The 18,279-nt window shown below is 71.9% G+C and carries 16 protein-coding genes; 8 read left to right on the top strand and 8 right to left on the bottom strand.

Annotated features, from left to right (window positions below; all coding sequences use genetic code 11):
• Positions 1-12 precede the first annotated feature (12 nt).
• On the top strand, positions 13-288 hold the full coding sequence (locus ACFQ79_RS27005; protein ID WP_383588090.1) for a hypothetical protein: 276 nt from the start codon (positions 13-15) through the stop codon (positions 286-288).
• Between the two features lie 38 nt (positions 289-326).
• Here ACFQ79_RS27005 and ACFQ79_RS27000 read toward each other — a convergent pair whose 3' ends face one another.
• Both ACFQ79_RS27000 and ACFQ79_RS26995 read right to left on the bottom strand, forming a co-directional pair.
• Complete coding sequence (locus ACFQ79_RS27000) at positions 327-794, bottom strand: hypothetical protein (RefSeq protein WP_266971278.1); 468 nt, start codon at positions 792-794, stop codon at positions 327-329.
• Between the two features lie 106 nt (positions 795-900).
• Positions 901-2,220, bottom strand: a complete 1,320-nt coding sequence (locus ACFQ79_RS26995; RefSeq protein WP_383588086.1) for a hypothetical protein — start codon at positions 2,218-2,220, stop codon at positions 901-903.
• Positions 2,221-2,417: 197 nt separating this feature from the next.
• On the opposite strand from ACFQ79_RS26995, the gene ACFQ79_RS26990 reads away from it, so the two are divergent.
• Positions 2,418-3,122, top strand: a complete 705-nt coding sequence (locus ACFQ79_RS26990) for a DUF2470 domain-containing protein (RefSeq protein ID WP_383588083.1) — start codon at positions 2,418-2,420, stop codon at positions 3,120-3,122.
• Positions 3,123-3,349: 227 nt separating this feature from the next.
• On the top strand, positions 3,350-5,626 hold the full coding sequence (locus tag ACFQ79_RS26985; RefSeq protein ID WP_383588080.1) for an MMPL family transporter: 2,277 nt from the start codon (positions 3,350-3,352) through the stop codon (positions 5,624-5,626).
• Positions 5,627-5,666: 40 nt separating this feature from the next.
• Here ACFQ79_RS26985 and ACFQ79_RS26980 read toward each other — a convergent pair whose 3' ends face one another.
• Positions 5,667-6,599: a TIGR03564 family F420-dependent LLM class oxidoreductase gene (locus ACFQ79_RS26980; RefSeq protein ID WP_383588077.1), complete on the bottom strand. Its 933-nt coding sequence runs from the start codon at positions 6,597-6,599 to the stop codon at positions 5,667-5,669.
• A gap of 136 nt (positions 6,600-6,735) precedes the next feature.
• On the opposite strand from ACFQ79_RS26980, the gene ACFQ79_RS26975 reads away from it, so the two are divergent.
• The 3 genes from ACFQ79_RS26975 to ACFQ79_RS26965 are packed head-to-tail and all read left to right on the top strand — an operon-like array spanning position 6,736 to position 9,013.
• Positions 6,736-7,290, top strand: a complete 555-nt coding sequence (locus ACFQ79_RS26975; RefSeq protein WP_383588074.1) for an HD domain-containing protein — start codon at positions 6,736-6,738, stop codon at positions 7,288-7,290.
• Positions 7,287-7,952, top strand: coding sequence for an RNA polymerase sigma factor (locus ACFQ79_RS26970; RefSeq protein WP_383588071.1), 666 nt, complete (start codon positions 7,287-7,289; stop codon positions 7,950-7,952). The genes ACFQ79_RS26975 and ACFQ79_RS26970 overlap by 4 nt, the downstream gene beginning before the upstream one ends.
• Positions 7,949-9,013 (top strand): CU044_5270 family protein, encoded by a 1,065-nt coding sequence (locus tag ACFQ79_RS26965; RefSeq protein WP_383588068.1) that lies wholly within the window; start codon positions 7,949-7,951, stop codon positions 9,011-9,013. The genes ACFQ79_RS26970 and ACFQ79_RS26965 overlap by 4 nt, the downstream gene beginning before the upstream one ends.
• Here the strand turns inward: ACFQ79_RS26965 and ACFQ79_RS26960 are convergent.
• Positions 9,003-9,941: a glycerophosphodiester phosphodiesterase gene (locus ACFQ79_RS26960; protein ID WP_383588065.1), complete on the bottom strand. Its 939-nt coding sequence runs from the start codon at positions 9,939-9,941 to the stop codon at positions 9,003-9,005. The two genes, ACFQ79_RS26965 and ACFQ79_RS26960, sit on opposite strands and share 11 nt — an antisense overlap.
• A 330-nt stretch (positions 9,942-10,271) precedes the next feature.
• On the opposite strand from ACFQ79_RS26960, the gene ACFQ79_RS26955 reads away from it, so the two are divergent.
• The gene (locus tag ACFQ79_RS26955; protein ID WP_383588062.1) at positions 10,272-11,867 is read left to right on the top strand and encodes a hypothetical protein; all 1,596 of its coding nucleotides are present in this window, start codon (positions 10,272-10,274) and stop codon (positions 11,865-11,867) included.
• Positions 11,868-11,924: 57 nt separating this feature from the next.
• Here the strand turns inward: ACFQ79_RS26955 and ACFQ79_RS26950 are convergent, their stop codons facing one another.
• The 4 genes from ACFQ79_RS26950 to ACFQ79_RS26935 form a co-directional block, all read right to left on the bottom strand.
• The gene (locus ACFQ79_RS26950) at positions 11,925-13,367 is read right to left on the bottom strand and encodes a GH1 family beta-glucosidase (protein WP_383588059.1); all 1,443 of its coding nucleotides are present in this window, start codon (positions 13,365-13,367) and stop codon (positions 11,925-11,927) included.
• Between the two features lie 71 nt (positions 13,368-13,438).
• Positions 13,439-14,362, bottom strand: coding sequence for a carbohydrate ABC transporter permease (locus ACFQ79_RS26945; protein ID WP_383588056.1), 924 nt, complete (start codon positions 14,360-14,362; stop codon positions 13,439-13,441).
• Positions 14,363-14,366: 4 nt separating this feature from the next.
• Positions 14,367-15,368, bottom strand: coding sequence for a carbohydrate ABC transporter permease (locus ACFQ79_RS26940; protein ID WP_383588053.1), 1,002 nt, complete (start codon positions 15,366-15,368; stop codon positions 14,367-14,369).
• A gap of 90 nt (positions 15,369-15,458) precedes the next feature.
• Positions 15,459-16,811 carry an ABC transporter substrate-binding protein gene (locus ACFQ79_RS26935; RefSeq protein WP_383588051.1) on the bottom strand — a complete coding sequence of 451 codons (1,353 nt, stop codon included), beginning with the start codon at positions 16,809-16,811 and terminating at the stop codon, positions 15,459-15,461.
• Positions 16,812-17,180: 369 nt separating this feature from the next.
• Here ACFQ79_RS26935 and ACFQ79_RS26930 point away from each other — a divergent pair, with 369 nt between their 5' ends.
• A complete protein-coding gene (locus ACFQ79_RS26930) occupies positions 17,181-18,203 on the top strand; it encodes a LacI family DNA-binding transcriptional regulator (protein WP_383588048.1) in 1,023 nt (340 codons plus the stop codon).
• The last annotated feature ends 76 nt before the right edge of the window (positions 18,204-18,279 follow it).

Here is an 18,279-nt window from a genome sequence, read left to right as displayed (position 1 = left end):
ACGCTGTCTCGTATGGACAGGGACGAGGAGCTGCTGAGGGGCCGGGTGTACGGCCAGGACCACGACGACCCCAGACCGGGCCCGAGGCCCGGCCGTGTCTACGCCGAGCTGGTCGGCGGCCCGCTCGACGGACTGCTGCTCGACGTCACCGACCGGACGCCGGAGCGGCGGGCGGCCGGCGCGGCGCTCGAGACGGAGCTGGGGCGGTACGGCGCCGGGGGCCGGTCGCTGTACGACCCGCGCCCCGGCGATCCGGGCCGCCTCGACTGGTCCGGCGACACGCCGTGACGGGCGTGTCGCCGGAGTGCCCGGGCCTGTGACGCGCCTCAGCGCATGACGGAGGAGAAGTTGTCGAGCTGGATCCAGGTCACCTTGTTGGTCGCCTGGGGGCCGTAGACGTTGACGGCGCCGGCCGTGTTGGCCTCGATGCGGATCGCGTTGATGCCCAGGCTGTTGTTGCGGGGGCAGACGCCGCGGGTCAGCTTGGGCGGACGGATGGTGGCGGGCAGCGTGCCGAGACGGCCGTCGGCGGTGAAGGCACAGGTGACCGTGCCGCGCAACTGGAGGAACTCCGTCCCCGCGAGCCGGATCACGCGGGCCTCGGCGGGCGCGCCGGGCTCGTTCACCACGGCGGGGTCCACGGTGATCGCCGTCCAGTCGACGACGACCTGGCAGCCGTCCACGGGGTCCGCGGCGGCCGGCGTGGCCGTGAGCAGCGGGCCCGCGACGGCGACGGCGGGGGCGGCGAGCGCGGCGGTGAGCAGGGAGCGGCGGCTGGTGGTGGGCTGGGTCATGCTCGATCCTCCGGATCGGGTGGGGTGTGCGGGCGGGGCGACGGGGCTGTTCACGGGTTCGCGGCGCTTTTCACGACGCGGTTCGCGGTGCTGTCCGCGGTGCTGCTCATCGCCAGGCGACGGAGACGCCGTCGAAGTCGATCCAGGTGATGGCGTTGTCGCTGGTGGCGCCGTAGACGCGGAGCGCGCCGGTGACGTCCGTCTCGATCCGGCACACGCAGCGGCCGGTGTTGTTGTTGCGGGGCACGTTCTGGCGCGTCAGACGCGTCGCGCGCAGCCGGTGCGGCAGGGTCCCGATCCTGCTGTCCTCGGTCAGGCCGGGGGAGCAGGTGACGGTGCCGCGCAGCTGGAGGTAGGTGGTGCCGGCGAGGGCGATCAGCCGTCCGCGCGGGCGCTCGGCGCCGGGGGTGACGCCGGCTTCGAGCGCGAGGTCCTCCCAGTCGGCGAGCACCTTGATCCCGTCCACCGCGGGCTTGGTGGGGTACCAGCCGATCGTGACGTCACGGGAGCCGGTGGTGCCGGGGACGGTGTTGCTGAAGCCGAAGAGCAGCCGGGTCTCGCCGGTCGTGGGGTCGACCTCGGCGGCGATGCCCTCGGGCTCGCGCCGGGTGAGGCCGTCGGCGTTGGTGACCACCTGCCGGTCGATGCGCTCGCCGGTCGTCCACGAGTACGAGGTGATGAAGGCGATCCCCGGGAACGAGTCGGGTATCTCGGGGTAGTTCTTCTTGTCGTACGGCGCCCACTGGTAGGCGTAGAGGACGTCGCCCAGTGCCGTGTACCCCTGGGAGACGAGGGTCTTCTGCAGCGGGTAGGGGGTCGGAACGTCGGGGGTGACGTCCTGGCCGGCCGGCATGACGAAGGTGGTGCCCACCGGGACCCACGAGCCGGCGGCCGCCGCGGCGGGGTCGTACCGGGTGAAGTGCCGCTTTCCGTCCTTGTGGTACATGACGCACAGCTGGTTGTTCACCGGGTCGAGCGACGGGCCGGTGCTCGACGTGCTGCCGGGCGGGGTGAACTTCTGGCCCTGCGGGATCAGGGCCCCGTCGAGGACCCCGCCGTCGACGAAGCGGAACCGCGTGACGGCCTTGCCGAAGGCGGCGTCGTCCGCGGAGAGCTGCAGCGGGCCGACCTCGGTCCAGAGGTAGGTGTCGGAGCCCACCGGCTCGGCGCCCATGGAGAGTCCGTGGCCGAAGCCCTTCAGCTGCATCGAGCCGGTGACCGCGCCGGTCCTGCGGTTGATGCGGTTGAGGTACAGGTTGCCCTGCGGGGCCGTGGCCGAGCTCTCCACCTGGAGGACGAAGACGTGCCCGTTGACGGTGTCCGTGGCGATCGCCTGCGGCGCGGGGCCCTTCACCAGGTCGACGGTCTGGATGAGTCTGCCGGTGACGCCGGACAGATCGACGCCGTTGGCGTCCGTTGTTCCCATGGTCTCTCCCCCTGGGGCGTGCGGTGGATCCGGAATGCGAAAGGGAGATCATCACATGAGGTGTCAGGCGCGCCGTGCGGTGCCGGATTTCACCGTTCCGTAGCGGACTCGGGATGAGTTAGCTTAGGCTTACCTAAGTAACGGTCCTGAGCGGCAGTCTCTGGTCTGTCTCCGTCACCTGTCCCGGGAGAACTCGGATGCGTCCCTTCACCACCCGCGTCACGCGGCCCACCCCCGCCGAGCGCGTGCGATCGATCCTCGCCGCCGCGCACTCGATGACGGTCGTGTCCGACGGACTCCACCAGGAGGTGCACCTCCTGGACGGGACCGGCCCCATGGGCCACATCCACCTCCACGACCCGTCCGAGGAGAGCCACGCCGGGCAGGCCGCGCGGATCCCGGTGCGCCTGGAGTTCACCGACATCGCCCCCACCCCCGTACGGGAACGGCTCCGGGCGCGCGTCACCCTGACGGGACTCCTCGCCGCCCCGTACGAGCCGGAGTCGGCCGCGAGCATCTGCATGGAGTTCGGCCAGGCACTCCTGGAGGACTCCGAGGGCCGGAGCTACATCACCCTGGAGGAGCTCCACGCGACCGACATCGACCCGATGGCCTCCTGCGAGGCGTCCATGCTGACCCACCTCGTCGACGGCCACAGCGAGCTCGTGCCCCTGCTGCTGCGCCTCGTCCGGCCGCGCCCCGCGCGGGACATGGTCCGCGCCCTCCCCGTCGCGCTCGACCGGTACGGCATCACCCTGCGGCTCGAGCACCCCTCCGGCCACCAGGACGTCCGGCTGCCCTTCCCCACCCCGGTCACCGACATCGACCAGGCCGGCCCCCGGATCCACGCCCTGCTCGCCGCGGCCCGCCGCTCCTCCCACCCGAACAGCCTGCTGACCTGACCTGACCTGACCTGACCTGACCTGACCTGACCTGACCTGACCTGACCAGGCAAGGCCAGGCCAGGCCTGACCAGGCCTGGCCCGCACCCCCTCTGGCCTGCCCGAACGCCCGTCCGCGCCGGTCGAGATGCCGGAGGGGCGGGGCAGGCGAACAATGGACGGGTAGACCCGCGCACGGTCGGTGCGGGGGACCGCTCGGGGACTTCCCAAACGGACACGGCCTTGCCATGAACGCAGGAAGCCCGGCCGCTACCCGGCCGACACCTCCCAGGGGTGCGCTGTACCGACTGGGACACTGGTGCGCCCGTCACTTCATCGTCGTCATCGCGCTCTGGCTGGCGGCGATGGTGGGACTCCAGATCACCGACAGGGCGGTCGGAGGACAGTACTCCGACGACTTCGACCTCCCCGGGGTGCAGTCGACGGAGGGCCTCGACGCCCTCCAGGCGCACGACCCCGCAGCCGCCGGCTACACGTCGCAGATCGTCCTGAACAGGACCTCCGGGCCGCTCACGGACGAGGCGTCCGTCATCAACTCGACGGTCGCCGCCCTGGAGAAACTGCCCGACGTCATCGGAGCCCAGAACCCGCTGCCGCCGCCGGGCACCACCCCGCCCGCCCTGCCGGCCGGGGTCCCCAACACCGGCCCGCTGTCCACCGACGGCAAGACCGCCTACATCACCGTGCGCTTCAGCGTGCCGCCCTCCACCCTCGGCACCGACTACCTGCCCGGGGTCGACTCCGCCGTCCAACCGCTCCGCGACGCGGGCGTGGACGTCGAGTACGGCGGCCCCCTCGGCGAACTCGCCCGGCCCGCGGCCGACGACCGCACCAGCGAGGCGATCGGCTTCGCCGTCGCCATCGTGGTCCTCCTCATCGGCTTCGGCAGCGTCATCGGGGCCGTCCTGCCACTGATCACCGCGCTCCTCGGCGCGATCTGCGGCCTCGCGCTCCTCGGCCTGATGGCGGCGGCCTTCACCTTCGGCACGGTCTCGCCCACGCTGGCCACCATGATCGGCCTGGGCGTCGGCATCGACTACGCGCTCTTCCTCATCACCCGCCACCGCCAGAACCTCATGGACGGGCACGATCCGGCCGAATCCGCGGGCCTCGCGACCACCACCAGCGGCCGCGCCGTCCTGGTCTCGGGCTGCACGGTCATCATCGCCCTCTCGGGCCTGTGGGTCTCCGGCGTCAGCTTCATCGGCAAACTGGGCCTCGCGGCCGCCTTCACGGTCGTCACCGCGGTCCTGGCCGCGCTCACCCTGGTCCCTGCCATGCTCGGGCTCGTCGGCAAGCGCATCGACCGCTACCACGTGCGCAAGCCCGTGGCGGAGACCGACGCCGAGCCCGGAGCGCCCGCGCACGGTACCTGGCACCGGTACGCGCAGCGGGTGGAGAAGCGCCCCTGGTGGTTCCTGACCGGCGGCGTCCTGGTGCTGCTCGTCCTGGCCTTCCCGCTGCTCTTCATCCAGCTCGGCCACATCGGCGACGGCGCCGACCCCAAGTCCTTCACGGACCGGCGGGCGTACGACCTGATCTCCACCGCCTTCGGGCAGGGTGCGAACGGGCCGCTGACCGTGGTCGTCGACCAGACGGCCGTACCCTCCGCGGACCGCGCGGACCTCGCCGACAAGCTCAAGCAGGCACTGACCGGAGTCCCCGACGCGGCCTACATCACCCCGCTCCAGGCCACCCCCGACGGGGACGTCCTGGTCGGCACCGCCTACTCGGTGGCCTCCCCGCAGGACGAGAAGACCACCCAGCTGACCAACCACCTCGTCGACGACGTACTGCCGCAGGCCGCGGCCGGCACGGAGGCGAAGACCTACATCACCGGCACGACGGCCGCCCAGGTGGACTTCCTCGACCTCGTCTCCAGCCGGCTCCCGCTGATCATCGCCGTGGTGGTGGGGCTCGCCTTCCTCGTCATCCTCATCGTCTTCCGCGGACTCCTCGTCGCGGTGAAGGCCGCCGTCCTCAACGTGCTCTCCATCGCGGCCTCGTACGGCGTGGTCGTGGCCGTCTTCCAGTGGGGCTGGGGCGGGCCCGCGCTCGGTGTCTCCGGCAAGGTGCCCATCGAGAGCTACGTGCCGATGATGATGTTCGCCATCGTCTTCGGCCTGAGCATGGACTACGAGATCTTCCTGCTGTCCCGTGTCCGCGAGGCATGGCTGCGCACCGGCGATCCGAAGGCCAGTGTGGCCCACGCCCTCGAGATCACCGCCAGGGTGATCACCTGTGCCGCACTGATCATGGTGAGCGTCTTCGCGGCCTTCATCGTCTCGGACAACATCGTGGTCAAGATGCTCGGCCTCGGCCTGGCGGCCAGCGTCCTCATCGACGCCACCGTGGTGCGCCTGCTGCTGGTACCCGCGGTGATGACCCTGCTCGGCAAGCACGCCTGGTGGACACCGCGCTGGCTGGACCGGATCCTGCCGCACGTGGACACCGAGGGCGAGGGGGAGACCGAACCGGCGGCGGCCGCCGCGAAGAAGGGCTGAGGCTCAGCCCCGTGACAGTGCGCCGAGCGGGGGCTGAGGCTCAGCCCCGTGCCAGTGCGCCGAGCAGCTTCCAGGTGCGTACGCGGTCCTCCTCCCCGTTCAGCTCCGTCGCCGTGAACACCACCTCGGTCGCCCCCGCCTCGCGGTAGCGCCGTACCTCGGCGGCGACCGTCTCCTCGTCGCCGATGACGGCGATCTCGGCCGCCCGGAGGGCCCCGGACGCCTCGATCGCGCGCCGGTAGGACGGAATCCGCTCGTACAGCGCGAGCGCCTCGGCCGCCTTCTCCCGCACGGCCGCCACCTCGGCGCGTGCCGTGACCACGCCCGGGACGAGGGCCACGACCCGGGGCGCGGGGCGGCCGGCCGCCGCCGCGGCGGCGGTGACGGTGGGGACGATGTGCTCGGCGAGCGCACGCGGCCCCGCCAGGAACGGCAGGATCCCGTCGGCCAGTTCACCGCTGACGCGCAGGGCCTGCGGGCCCATCGCGGCCACCAGGACGGGCACGGCCGGCCGGGCGCCCGGTACCGCCGCCGAGTACGGCGTCGTCGCGGTGAGCAGCTCGCCGTGGAAGTCGGCACTGCCCGTCTCGAGCAGCGGGCGGAGGGCCGTCAGGAACTCCCTGAGCAGCCCGATGGGCCGTCGGTACGGGATGCCGAAACCGGTCTCGGTCAGGTGCCGGGTGCCGAGGGCGAGCCCGAGGTGGTAGCGGCCTCCGGTGGCCGCCTGGGCGGTCTGCGCCTGGCTGGAGACGAGCAGCGGATGGCGGCCGAAGACGGGGATGGCGGAGGTACCGACCTGGAGACCCGGCACCTCGCGCCCGACGATCGCGGCCAGGGAGGGCGAGTCGTACGCGAAGGTCTGGCCGAACCAGGCCGAGTGCAGGCCCGCGTCGCGCGCCTCCCGCGCGAGCCGCACCGTGCTGTCGATCGTGCGCTGGACGGAGGTCGAACCGAGCGTTACTCCGAGAGTCATACCTCCGCCAACCGGCCCGCCCGCGAACGGGATTCCCGCCGGTGTGTGAAGAGTGTGTTGCACGGCGGAGGGGGCCGGCGGGGAGCCGAGGCGGGGGAGGCGAGGGGCGGACGGGGTCGCCCGCGATGATGGGGCGATGACGACTCTCGCCGAGGTGGACGCGCTCGCCGGCCGCGCGCACGCCGGACAGACCGACAAGACCGGTGTCCCGTACGTCGAGCACGTCCGGGCGGTCGCCGCCGGCCTGGAACCGCTCGGCCCGCACCTGGCCATGGCCGGGCTGCTCCACGACGTCATCGAGGACACCGCGTGGACGGCGGAGGGGCTCCGCGCCGCCGGGATCCCGGCCCGCGTCGTCGCCGTCGTCGAGGCCGTGACCAACACTCCCGGCACGGCGTACGAGGAGAAGATCCGCCGGATCACGGAGGACCCCGACGCCACCCTCGTGAAGATCGCCGACAACGCCCACAACAGCCGCTCGGACCGGGCCGCCGCCCTGCCGCCCGAACAGCGGGAACGGCTCGCCGCCAAGTACCGCGCGGCCCGCGAGACCCTGTGGGCGGCGGCCGACCCCGGGCACATCGCGACCATCCTGCGCATCGTCAACCCCGAACTCCTGGCGGAACTCGGCTCCCGCTGTGACGCGGGTCACGGGAACCCGCTCCGGGGGCCGGACAGACGAGAGACGTGAACAACGACATGCGCGCACGCGTACGGGACGGAGACCCCTCGGCCTTCGCCGAACTCTTCGACTCCTACGCCCGGAGCGTCTACAACCACGCCTTCCGGCTGACCGGCGACTGGTCGGTCGCCGAGGACGTGATGGCGGCGACCTTCCTGGAGGCCTGGCGGCTCCGGCAGAAGGTGGACCCGGACGGGGGATCGCTCCGGCCCTGGCTGCTCGGCGTCGCCACCAACGTCTCCCGCAACCACTGCCGCGGAAACCGCCGCTACCGGGCGGCCGCCGACGCGTACGCGGCCGCCGGACAGGCCGAGGCCTCGGTACCCGACCACGCCTCCGAGGTCGCGGGCCGGATCGACGACCGGCGCCGCATCGCCGCCACCCTGCGGGCCCTCGGTACGCTCCGCCGCACCGAACGCGAAGTCCTCGTCCTCTGCCTCTGGGAGGGCCTCGCCTACACCGAGGTCGCCCGGGCCCTGCGGGTCCCCGTCGGCACCGTCCGCTCACGGCTCTCCCGCGCCCGCGCCAAGCTCCGTACCGGCGCCGAGGCGGAACTCGCCCGGGAGAGAGACGAACTCGCACCGGAGAACCGGGAACCCGCCCCCGGCACCCGACAGACAACAGGTGATCGCGTGAACGCGGTCCGGCCCGCGCAGGAAGGAATCCGATGAACCCCGACCCGGACAAGATCCGTACGGCGAACCGGCACGAGACCGGAGGCCTCCCGGCGCTCGAGGAACACGACCTTCCTCCGGGCCGCCACCAGTTCCACAAGGAGCGCCTGATGAGCCAGATCCACGACGACCGCCGCACCGCCGCCGCTCGTACCCCGCGCAACCCCTTCCTGCGGAAGGCGGTCCTGCTGCCCGCCGCCACCGTTCTCGCCGGGGCCCTCGCCGTCGGCGTCCTCGTCCTCACCCCCGGCGACGCACGGAACCCCGTCGACCGTGCCACCGGCCCCGTCCTCACCACCACCATCGGCGCCGTCGACGCCAAGGGCGCGCCCCGCCTCCTCGACCGCATCTCGCTCGCCGCCGCCGGGGCCGAGGTCCCGAACGGCCGTGCCGGCCAGTACATCTACATCGAGACGCGGGCGGCGAACACCCATGTGAAGACCGTCGGCGACAAGAGCAGCCTCGTCAGCGACCCCCTGCACACCCGGCAGTCGTGGCGGTCGCCCGACGGCCTCAAGGGCTGGCTGATCGAGCCCGGCAACACCGGCCCCGAGGGCATCACCCTGGAAGGCCGCGACGAGCAGGGCAACGTGCCGACCCCGCACCTCGGCGCGCCCTCCCACGACTACCTCGCGAACCTGCCCACCGACCCCGACGCGCTGCTCCGGAAGATCTACGAGGAGACGGAGGGGCAGGGCAACGGCAAGGACCAGCAGGCCTTCACCACCATCGGGGACCTGCTCGTCGAGAGCTGGCCGACGCCGAAGCTGACGGCGGCCCTCTACCGGGCCGCCGCGAAGATCCCCGGTGTCGTCATGGTGGACAGCGCCACCGACGCCGTCGGCCGCAAGGGCGTCGCCGTCGCGCGGCTCGACGAGACCAGCGGGCAGCGCACCGAGTGGATCTTCGACAGCAAGACCCTCACCTTCCTGGGCGAGCGCACCGTTCAGGTCAAGGGGGACGGCGGCGAGGGCGGCCTGATCAAGCCCGGGACCGTCGTCTTCACCCACGCGATCATGGTCCGGGCCTTCGTGGACGACATCAAGGTCACCCCGTAACGGCTGGGCTCGGCCGGCCCGAGAGCCAGCCACCCAGTTCCGTCGGGCGGTTGGTGATGATCCCGTCCACGCCGAGTGCCGTCAGGGCCGCCCAGCGGGCGGGGGTGTCCACCGTCCAGACGTTCACCGCCACCCCCGCCGTCCGCAGCTCGCCGAGCACCTCCGGACGGGTCGCGAGCGCCGCGTCCGACACGTTGTACGCGGACAGGCCCAGCTCCTTCGCGAGTGTCACCGGATCGGCGTCGAGGGTGCTGCGCAGCAGACCGACCGGCAGCTCGGGCGCCAGATCGCGCACGTGCTGCAGCGACGGGACGTCGAAGCTCTGGACGAACACGCGGTCCGTCATGCCCTGGTCCCGGACGTCCCGCACGATCCGGGCCACCTCGGCGTGGCTGTGCCGGCCCTTGATCTCCAGGAGCAGGTTCCCGCCGCGCACCCGGAGGTCCGCCAGCTGGGCGGCGAGGGTCGGCACGCGGGTGCCGGCGTAGGCGGGTGCGAACCAGGAGCCCGCGTCCAGCGCGTTCACCTGGGCGGCGGTCAGGGAGCGGATCGCGCCCGTGCCGTCGGTCGTCCGGTCGACGGTCGTGTCGTGCAGGATGTACGGCACGCCGTCCTTGCTGGGCTGGACGTCGTTCTCGATCCAGACGGAGCCGCCCCGGCGGGCCACCTCGTCGGAGACCAGGGTGTTCTCGGGGGCGGCCGAGGAGGCGCCCCGGTGGGCGATCACGGTCGGCGGCGCGTCGGCGCGGCGCATCCAGGGGCCTGCCGGAGCCCCCGCCCGCGCCTCCGCCGGGCGGGGCTCGGACCGCGAGGGCGGGGCCGTGACGACGAACGCGGTCGCGAGCCCCGCCACGGCGGTGGCCACCGCGAGCAGGGTGGCGACCCCGCGTCGACGGGACCGGGGGGCGTGCGGCTGAACGTCTCTCATGACCGCCCACCCTAAGGGGTGAGGGGCCGGCCGGGCCGATTCGCGGGGCGGTGCTCGCGTCGTGCCGCGGGGGCGGCGGAGGCCGGACGCGTGGAGGAGTTTCCGGTGACCTCCCTCGGCGGCGTCCACCGGAACCGACGGCGACCTTCACCCGGCCCTCACCGATCGGAGGCCGAGACGCCCGGTCGGTGAGGGTATGGCCGAATTCTTCCCAACTGCGCCCTGCTCGGCGTGGCGTTGCCGGTGTCGCGAACACGTTTGCACTTCGCGCAAACGTTCTGGAACTCTCCGTTCGACTTACTGACTCAGGAGCAACGGAGACAACCACCCATGCCCACAAGGCGCATACGTCGCGCGTGGCTCACGGCCGCCGCCACGGCCTCGCTCGCGTTCACCGGCCTCGCCGCGCCGGCGCAGGCCGAGGACCTTCCGCCCACCACCCCGCAGAGCTGGATCCAGGAGCCCCGTACGACCGAGGCGACCGCCTCGCCGTTCACCACCCGCGCCTGGACCGAGCCAGGCGGCGCCGCCTCACCCGGTGACTTCACGATGTCGCCCGGCGCGCTGAACGCCGAGACCACCACCCGGGTGAACCGCCTCGACGCGGTGCTGCCCAAGTCCGGCGTCCAGAACCTGCTGACCGGCGCGAACCGCACCATCACGCCGGGGTGCTCCCGAGACCCGTTCGGCACGGCCCCGGATCCCGACATCAAGTACTGCCTGCAGAACGACGACTCCGTCTCGCAGGAATGGGTCCCGCAGGGCATGACCGGCGTATCCGACGCCAAGATCGACGAGGTGTGGGGCTCGGCGGGCGACATCCAGCTCTTCGCCTCCTACGACGGCTGGGACCCGGGGCGCGAGAACGACCCGCTCCCGACCGCCGGCGACTGCACCACGGCCGAGCTGGAGGCGAACGACGCCTGCAACCAGAAGGGCGTCCGCATCACCTTCGTCCAGAGCCGGACCAACCCGGCCACGGGCAGCCCCGAGGTCAAGTACCGGCACGTCCTGCTGGGCTGGACCTATGTGAACTCGGCCGACCACGTCTCCTTCGACGGTCTGCACGCCGCCGAGTACCCGATCCAGAAGGGCGTCCACGCCGGCGGGATCGTCTGGTACGGCAACTACCTCTACGTCGCGGACACCCGCAACGGCCTGCGCGTCTTCGACATGCGCTACATCATGGACCTCGACCCGGACGGCGACCCCAAGACGCACGACGCGATGGGCTCCGACACGGACGGTGTGAAGACCACCGCCGACGTCGAGGACAAGACGAAGGTCGGCCGGCACGACAACGTCTGGTACAGCTTCGGCTACCGCTACGTGATGCCCCAGGTGGCCGCCTGGAAGTTCAAGGCGACGCAGAGCAACCCGCAGGGCTCGTACGCCTGCGTCTCCACCGGAGCACCGAAGGCCTCCTACATCTCGCTCGACCGCAGCACCACCCCGGACCGGCTGATCATGGGCGAGTACTGCCGTCCCGAGAGCGGCTACCCGTCCACCGGCCGCATCGCCTCCTACCCGGTCGCGGCCCTGGAGGGCCGCTCGGCCGACGTCGCCGCCGAAGGCTGGGCGAACTACCTGCCGCTGGCCAACGGCGGCGCGCAGGGCGCGGCGGCGCACGACGGCACCCTCTACGTGAACGAGTCGAAGGGCACCGACGAGCCCGGCAACCTCTGGCGCTACACATGGGACGGGGGCCGGCTCGTGCAGCACGGACAGGCCGTCAAGACCGCCCGGGGCGCCGAGGACCTCTACATCGAGCGCGGCACCGGCCGGCTGTGGTCCCTCTCCGAGCACCGCCCGGGGCAGGCGTCGGACTGCGGGGCGAACCGGGCCACCGGCGACCCGGCCGGTACGGACTACTGCCAGCGGGTGCTCTACGGGCACAAGCTGAGCTGGCTCGACGGCCAGCCGTAGCGGAGCGGGGAAGGCCGTGCCGGTCGTCCGGCACGGCCTTCCCCCCCCGGACGCGGATCAGCCTTCGGCGGGGGCCCGCAGTTCACCCGTCCGCGCCACCCGCGCGTACCAGCGCGCGCTGGACTTCGGGGTCCGCTCCAGCGTGTCGTAGTCCACCCGGACCGCGCCGAAGCGCTTCGCGTAGCCGTAGCCCCACTCGAAGTTGTCGAGGAGCGACCAGAGGAAGTAGCCGCGGACGTCCACCCCGTCCTCGATCGCCCGGTGCACCGCCTCCAGATGCGCGTGCACGTACGCGGAACGCTCCGGATCGTGCACCGAACCGTCCGGGGACACCACGTCCTCGTAGGCGGCACCGTTCTCGCTGATGACCATCGGGAGTTCGGGGTACGCGGCGGACACCCGCGTCAGCAGGTCGTACAGCGCGCTCGGGTCGACCGCCCAGCCCATCGCCGTCGGCTCGCCCGGCGCCCGGTGGAAGGCGACCGCGTCCGCGCCCGGCCACGGCGAGTGGTCGCTGTTGCCGTGACCGTCGTCCTGAGGCTTCTCCGCACCCTCGGGCACCTGGGAGACGAGCGTCGGGGTGTAGTAGTTGACCGCCAGCAGGTCCAGCGGCTGCCGTGCGGTCGCCGTGTCCCCGTCCCTGACGAAGGACCAGTCGGTGACCTGCGCCGTGTCGAGCAGCAGGTCCTCGGGGTAGGCGCCCTCCAGCATCGGCCCCAGCCAGATCCGGTTGCCGACGGCGTCGATCCGGCGGGCCGCGTCCAGGTCCTCGGCGGAACCCGTCAGCGGCCGCACCTCGTGCAGGTTGAGCGAGACCGAGACCTGCCGGTCCGCGGGCAGCGCGGACCGGAGCGCCTGGACCGCCAGACCGTGCCCGAGGTTCAGATGGTGGGCGGCGCGCAGGGAGGCCACCGGATCGGTCCGGCCCGGCGCGTGCACCCCGGAGCCGTACCCCAGAAAGGCGCTGCACCAGGGCTCGTTGAGGGTGGTCCAGCGGGTCACCCGGTCCCCGAGGGCGTCGGCGACGATCCCGGCGTACTCGGCGAACCGCTCGGCGGTGGACCGCTCGGGCCAGCCGCCCGCGTCCTCCAGCTCCTGCGGCAGGTCCCAGTGGTAGAGCGTGAGGGCCGGCTGGATCCCGGCGGCGAGCAGCTCGTCGACGAGCGCCCGGTAGAAGTCCAGGCCCTTCTGGACGGCCGGCCCGCGCCCGGTGGGCTGCACCCGGGACCAGGAGACGGAGAACCGGTACGCGTTCAGGCCGAGTTCGGACATGATCCCGACGTCCTCGCGGAACCGGTGGTAGTGGTCCACGGCCACGTCACCGGTGTGCCCCTCGAAGACCTTGCCGGGGGTGTGCGAGAAGGTGTCCCAGATGGACGGGGTACGGCCGTCCTCGGCCGCCGCTCCCTCGATCTGGTACGCGGCGGTGGCCGCGCCCCAGAGGAAGTCGGACGGGAACGAGCGGGTGGCGGTGAGCGGCCGGGTTTCGGACGCGGTCATAGGAGGGGGCTCCCAACACGGGTACGGGGTCGGTACGTTCGAGACGTTCGGTAGGAAGGCGGGGCGGCCGGTCAGCTCTTGACGGCGCCGGCCGTGATGCCGCCCACGATGTGCTTGCCCAGGAAGGCGAAGACCAGGAGGAGCGGCACGGTGGAGATGAGGGCGCCGGTCAGCACGACGGCGTGGTCCACCGTGTGGTTGCCCGCGCCGAGCCCGGCGAGTGCCACCTGAAGGGTGGGGTTGCCGTCCGGGGTGAGCGCGATGAAGGGCCAGAAGAAGTCGTTCCAGGCCTGTACGAAGACCAGCATGCCGAGCACGGCCATGGCGGGCCTCGCCACCGGGAAGACCACGTGCCAGATGATCCGGAGGCTGTGCGCGCCGTCCACCCGGGCCGCTTCCACCAGCTCCATCGGCAGCGCCTCCACCAGGAACTGGCGCATGAAGAACACGCCGAACGCGGCGACGAGCGAGGGCAGGACGACCGACTGGAGCTGGTCGAACCAGCCGAGGTCGGTGATGATCTGGTACAGCGGGATGACGCTGAGCTGCGGCGGGATCGTCATGGTGGCGACCACCAGGGAGAGCAGCATGCCCCGGCCCCGGAACGGCAGTTTGGCGAAGGCGAAACCGGCGAGCGTGGAGAACAGCACGGTGGACAGGGCCACCAGGCTCGCCACGATCGTGGTGTTGACCAGCGCCTCGCCCATGTCGACCTGGTTCCAGGCGAAGCCGAGGTTGTCCAGGAGGCGGTTGCCGGGCAGCAGCGGCGCCGGCGCCTCCACGACCCGCTCGCCGCTGTGCGAGGCGGCGACCACGTTCCAGTACAGCGGGAAGAGCGAGACGAACGCGGCCGCGACGAGCAGTACATAGGTGAGCGGTCCCGCGTGGTGCTGGCGGCCGGCCGTCTGCCGGAAGCGCCGCCCGGGGCGGGCCGCCGCGGGGGCGGCGGCCGGGACGCCGGACCCGGCCGGGCTCCTGTCGAGTGTCTGCGCCATGAGGTCAGCCCCCCAGCTTCGTGCGGTTGTGGCGGGAGACGAGCGCCTGGACGCCGCCGACGAGCAGCAGGAGCAGCAGCATGACCCACGCGATCGCCGAGGCCTGGCCCAGAGCGCCGGTCACCCAGCCCTTCTCGTACATCAGCAGGCTCAGCGTCTGGAACTGGTTGCCGCTGCCGCCGCTGATCCCGACGCTGCCGCCGAAGAGCATGGGCTCGCCGAACAGCTGGGTGGCGCCGATGGTGGAGACGACGATCGTGAAGAGGATGGTCGGCCGGATCGACGGGATGGTGACGCTGATGAACTGGCGCCAGCGCGAGGCCCCGTCGAGCGAGGCCGCCTCGTAGAGGTCCTGCGGCACGGCCTGCATGGCGGCCAGGTAGATCAGGGCGTTGTAGCCGGTCCAGCGCCAGGTGACGATCACCGAGATGGCGATCTGCGCCGGCCACTTGGACGACTCCCAGTTCACCGGGTCGATGCCGATCCAGCCCAGGACGCCGTTGATCATTCCGTAGTCGGTGTTGAACAGCTGGGCGAAGACCAGGGTCGCCGCCGCGATCGAGGTGGCGTACGGGGCGAGGATCGCGACCCGGAAGAAGCCCCGGCCGCGGAGCTTGTAGTTGAGCAGGTGCGCCAGGCCCAGCGCCATGAGGAGCTGGGGAACGGTCGCGATCACTCCGATGGTGAAGGTGTTGAAGAGCGCGTTCCAGAAGAACTCGCTCGTCGCGAGGTCGGTGTAGTTCTCCAGACCCTTCCACGTCGGGTCGCCGCCGAGCTCGACGCGGTGGAGCGAGAGCCAGCCGGTGTAGATCAGCGGGAAGAGGCCGAAGGCGGCGAAGGTGAGGAAGAAGGGGGCGACGAAGACGTACGGGATCGCCTTGATGTCCCAGCGGTAGAGCGTGCTGCGCAGGCCGCCGGGGGAGCGGCGGCCGCGCGGGCCGGGGGAGGAGGGCGGGGCGGCGGGCGGCGGGGAGCCGTCCGGCCTCGCCCGAACGGAGGTGGCCACGGGGGCGTCCTTCCAGGGTCGATGCGTGCGGTGGTGCGGACGGTGCCGGTCCGCCGCCCGCGGGCGACGGCGGACCGGCGGGTGTCCCCGCTACTGGTCGATCTTGTCGTCGACCAGCTTCTTGACGTTCTCCCAGGCCTTGGCCGGGTCGGTGCCGCGCTGCTCGATGTCGAGGATGCCGTTGTCGGTGAGGAAGGTCTTGACCTGGCCGTCGTAGCGGCTGATCGCGGCCGGGGTGATCCCGGACGCCGCGCTGGAGAAGATCTTGCCGACGGGGGTGTCGCCGAAGTACGGCAGCTTCGCCTCCTGTACGGCCGTGGAGGTGAGGGTGTCCTTGGACGAGGGGATGTTGCCGTTGACCGCGAAGACCTTGGCGTGCTGCGCCGGGGCGGTCAGCCAGGCGGCCAGCTCGGCGGCCTCCTTGGTGTGCTTGCCCGCCTTGGGCACGGCGAGGAAGGAGCCGCCCCAGTTGCCGGCGACCGGCGGCGCGGCGATGTCCCACTTGCCCTGGTTGGCGGGTCCCGCCTGGTCCTTGATGATGCCGGTCATCCAGCTGGGGCAGGCGACGGTGGCGAACTTCGAGTTCTTGAAGGCGGCGTTCCAGGTGCCCTTCTCGTCGAACTGGCGCAGCTTGGCGGTCAGTCCGCCCTGGGCGGCCTTGACCGCGGTGTCCCAGGCGTTCTTCACGCCGGGGCTGTTCTCCCAGTCGAGTGCGCCGCTCGTGTTGGCGTACTGCACCGGGTCGCTGGAGACGACGGCGTTGAAGAGACCGCTCGCCGAGTCGTGGAAGGAGGTGCCGGCGGGCGCGGCGGCCTTGTACTTCTCGCCGGTCGCGAGGAACTTGGCCCAGTCGCCGGACCACAGCTTGCCGACGGCGTCGCGCTCGGTGGGCAGCTTGGCCTTGGCGAAGAGTTCCTTGTTGTAGCAGATGGCCATGGGGCCGATGTCGGTGCCGAGGCCGATGACCTTGCCGTCGCCGGTCGTCGCCTGCTTGACCTTCCAGTCGAGGAAGGCGTCCAGCTTCGCGCCGCCCTCCTTGCCGAGGTCGACCCACTTGTTCGCCATCGCCGTGCCGGTCGCCTCGGCGATGTAGCCCACCTCGACGGCCTGGATGTCGGCGACGCCGCTGTTCTGGGTGAGGCGCAGCTTCAGCGTGTCCCAGTACTTCTGGCCGTCGGAGACGTTCGACTCCTCGATCTTGATGTTCGGGTGGAGCCGCTCGTACTCGGCGTAGAGCTTCGCGCCGGTCTTGTCGTCGTAGCCGAAGGAACCGAAGGTCCCGATCCGCAGCGTGATCTTCTCGTTGCTCTGTCCGCCCCCGCCGCCCTTGCCGCCGTTGTCGTCGTCGCTGCCGCAACCGGTGAGCAGGGTCGTGCCGGTCACGACGACGGCGACCGCCGCGATCGCCGCACGGCGTCCGCGTCTGCTGCTGGAAGTGCGCATTCCACTCTCCTCGTCCAAGGTGGTGCTCGTTGTGCGCCAGGAGGTCCGGCCGGCTGATCGCGGCTCGGCGGCGCCTGCCAGGACCTGATGCAAGGCTGTGCGCATCCCGGATGGGAGCGCTCCCACGTCGTTGCCGGAAGGTTGCTGCCTGGCGGGTGTGAGTGTCAAGACATGAACGCGGATTCGTTACCGGAAGGTTTTCCGAGGGTTTCGCGGGTCCGGGCGGGACCGGTCGCGTCATCTCCTGAACACACCTCGTGGCGCGGAGGCGGGGGCGTGGACTAGTGTGGGAGCGCTCCCATCCTGGTGTTCGTCTCCGGCGGGACCGTGGTGAGCAGCGCGTTGTCCTACGAGGGGAGTTCGGGAGTTGTGAGCGGACGGCAGAGCGGCAGACCCACCCTGGAGCAGGTCGCGGCCAGGGCCGGGGTCGGCCGGGGCACGGTCTCCCGGGTGATCAACGGCTCCCCCCGGGTGAGCGAGCAGACCAGAACGGCCGTCGCCAGAGCCGTCGCCGAGCTCGGCTACGTACCCAACCAGGCCGCCCGCGCACTCGCCGGCAGCCGTACGGACGCGATCGCGCTCGTCATTCCCGAGGCCGAGGCCCGCCTCTTCGCGGAGCCGTACTTCCTCGACCTGATCCGCGGGGTCAGCGCCGAACTCGCCGAGGCCGACAAGCAGTTGCTCCTCACCCTGGTCCGCAGCGAGCAGGAGCGGCAGCGCTTCGAGCAGTACCTGGCCGCCCAGCGCGTCGACGGCGTCCTGCTCGCCTCCGTCCACGGCGACGACCCGCTGCCCGACCGGATCAGGGAACTGGGCCTGCCGGTCGTCATGAACGGACGCCGCTCCGAGGCCGAGCCCGTGCCGTACGTCGACTCCGACAACATCGGGGCCGGCCGGGCGGCCGTGGCCCACCTCGTGGGGCGCGGGCGGACCAGGATCGCGACCGTCACCGGTCCGCTCGACATGTACGTGGCCCGCGCCCGGCTCGGCGGCTACCGGGCGGGCCTCGCGGAGGCCGGACTCGCCCCCGACGAAGAGCTGGTCTCGGCGGGCGACTTCACCGAGGAGGGCGGCCGGCGGGCGATGCGGCGGCTGCTCGACCGCAGACCGGACCTGGACGCCGTCTTCGCCGCGTCCGACGTCATGGCGGCCGGGGCGCGGGGCGCGCTGCGGGAGGCGGGCCGCCGGGTCCCCGAGGACGTGGCCCTCGTCGGCGTCGACGACTCGCCGGTGGCACGGCTGATGGACCCGCCGCTGACGAGCGTGCGGCAGCCCATCGAGGAGATGGGCCGCACGATGGCGCGCATGCTGCTGGGGGAGATCGTGGACGCACCGGAGGAGCCCCGCCGGCGGGTGCTGCCGACGGAACTGATCGTGCGGGAGTCGTGCTGACTCCCGCGAACGGACGGCGAGGCGCCGGGCGTTCGCGGACGCTCCCGCGGCCGGCCGTGACCCGGAGGTCCGGCCG

Origin of the sequence: Streptomyces sp. NPDC056480 (genome assembly GCF_042795405.1) — a bacterium.
Lineage (GTDB): Bacteria > Actinomycetota > Actinomycetes > Streptomycetales > Streptomycetaceae > Streptomyces.
This window is presented reverse-complemented; position numbering and strand designations above follow the sequence as displayed.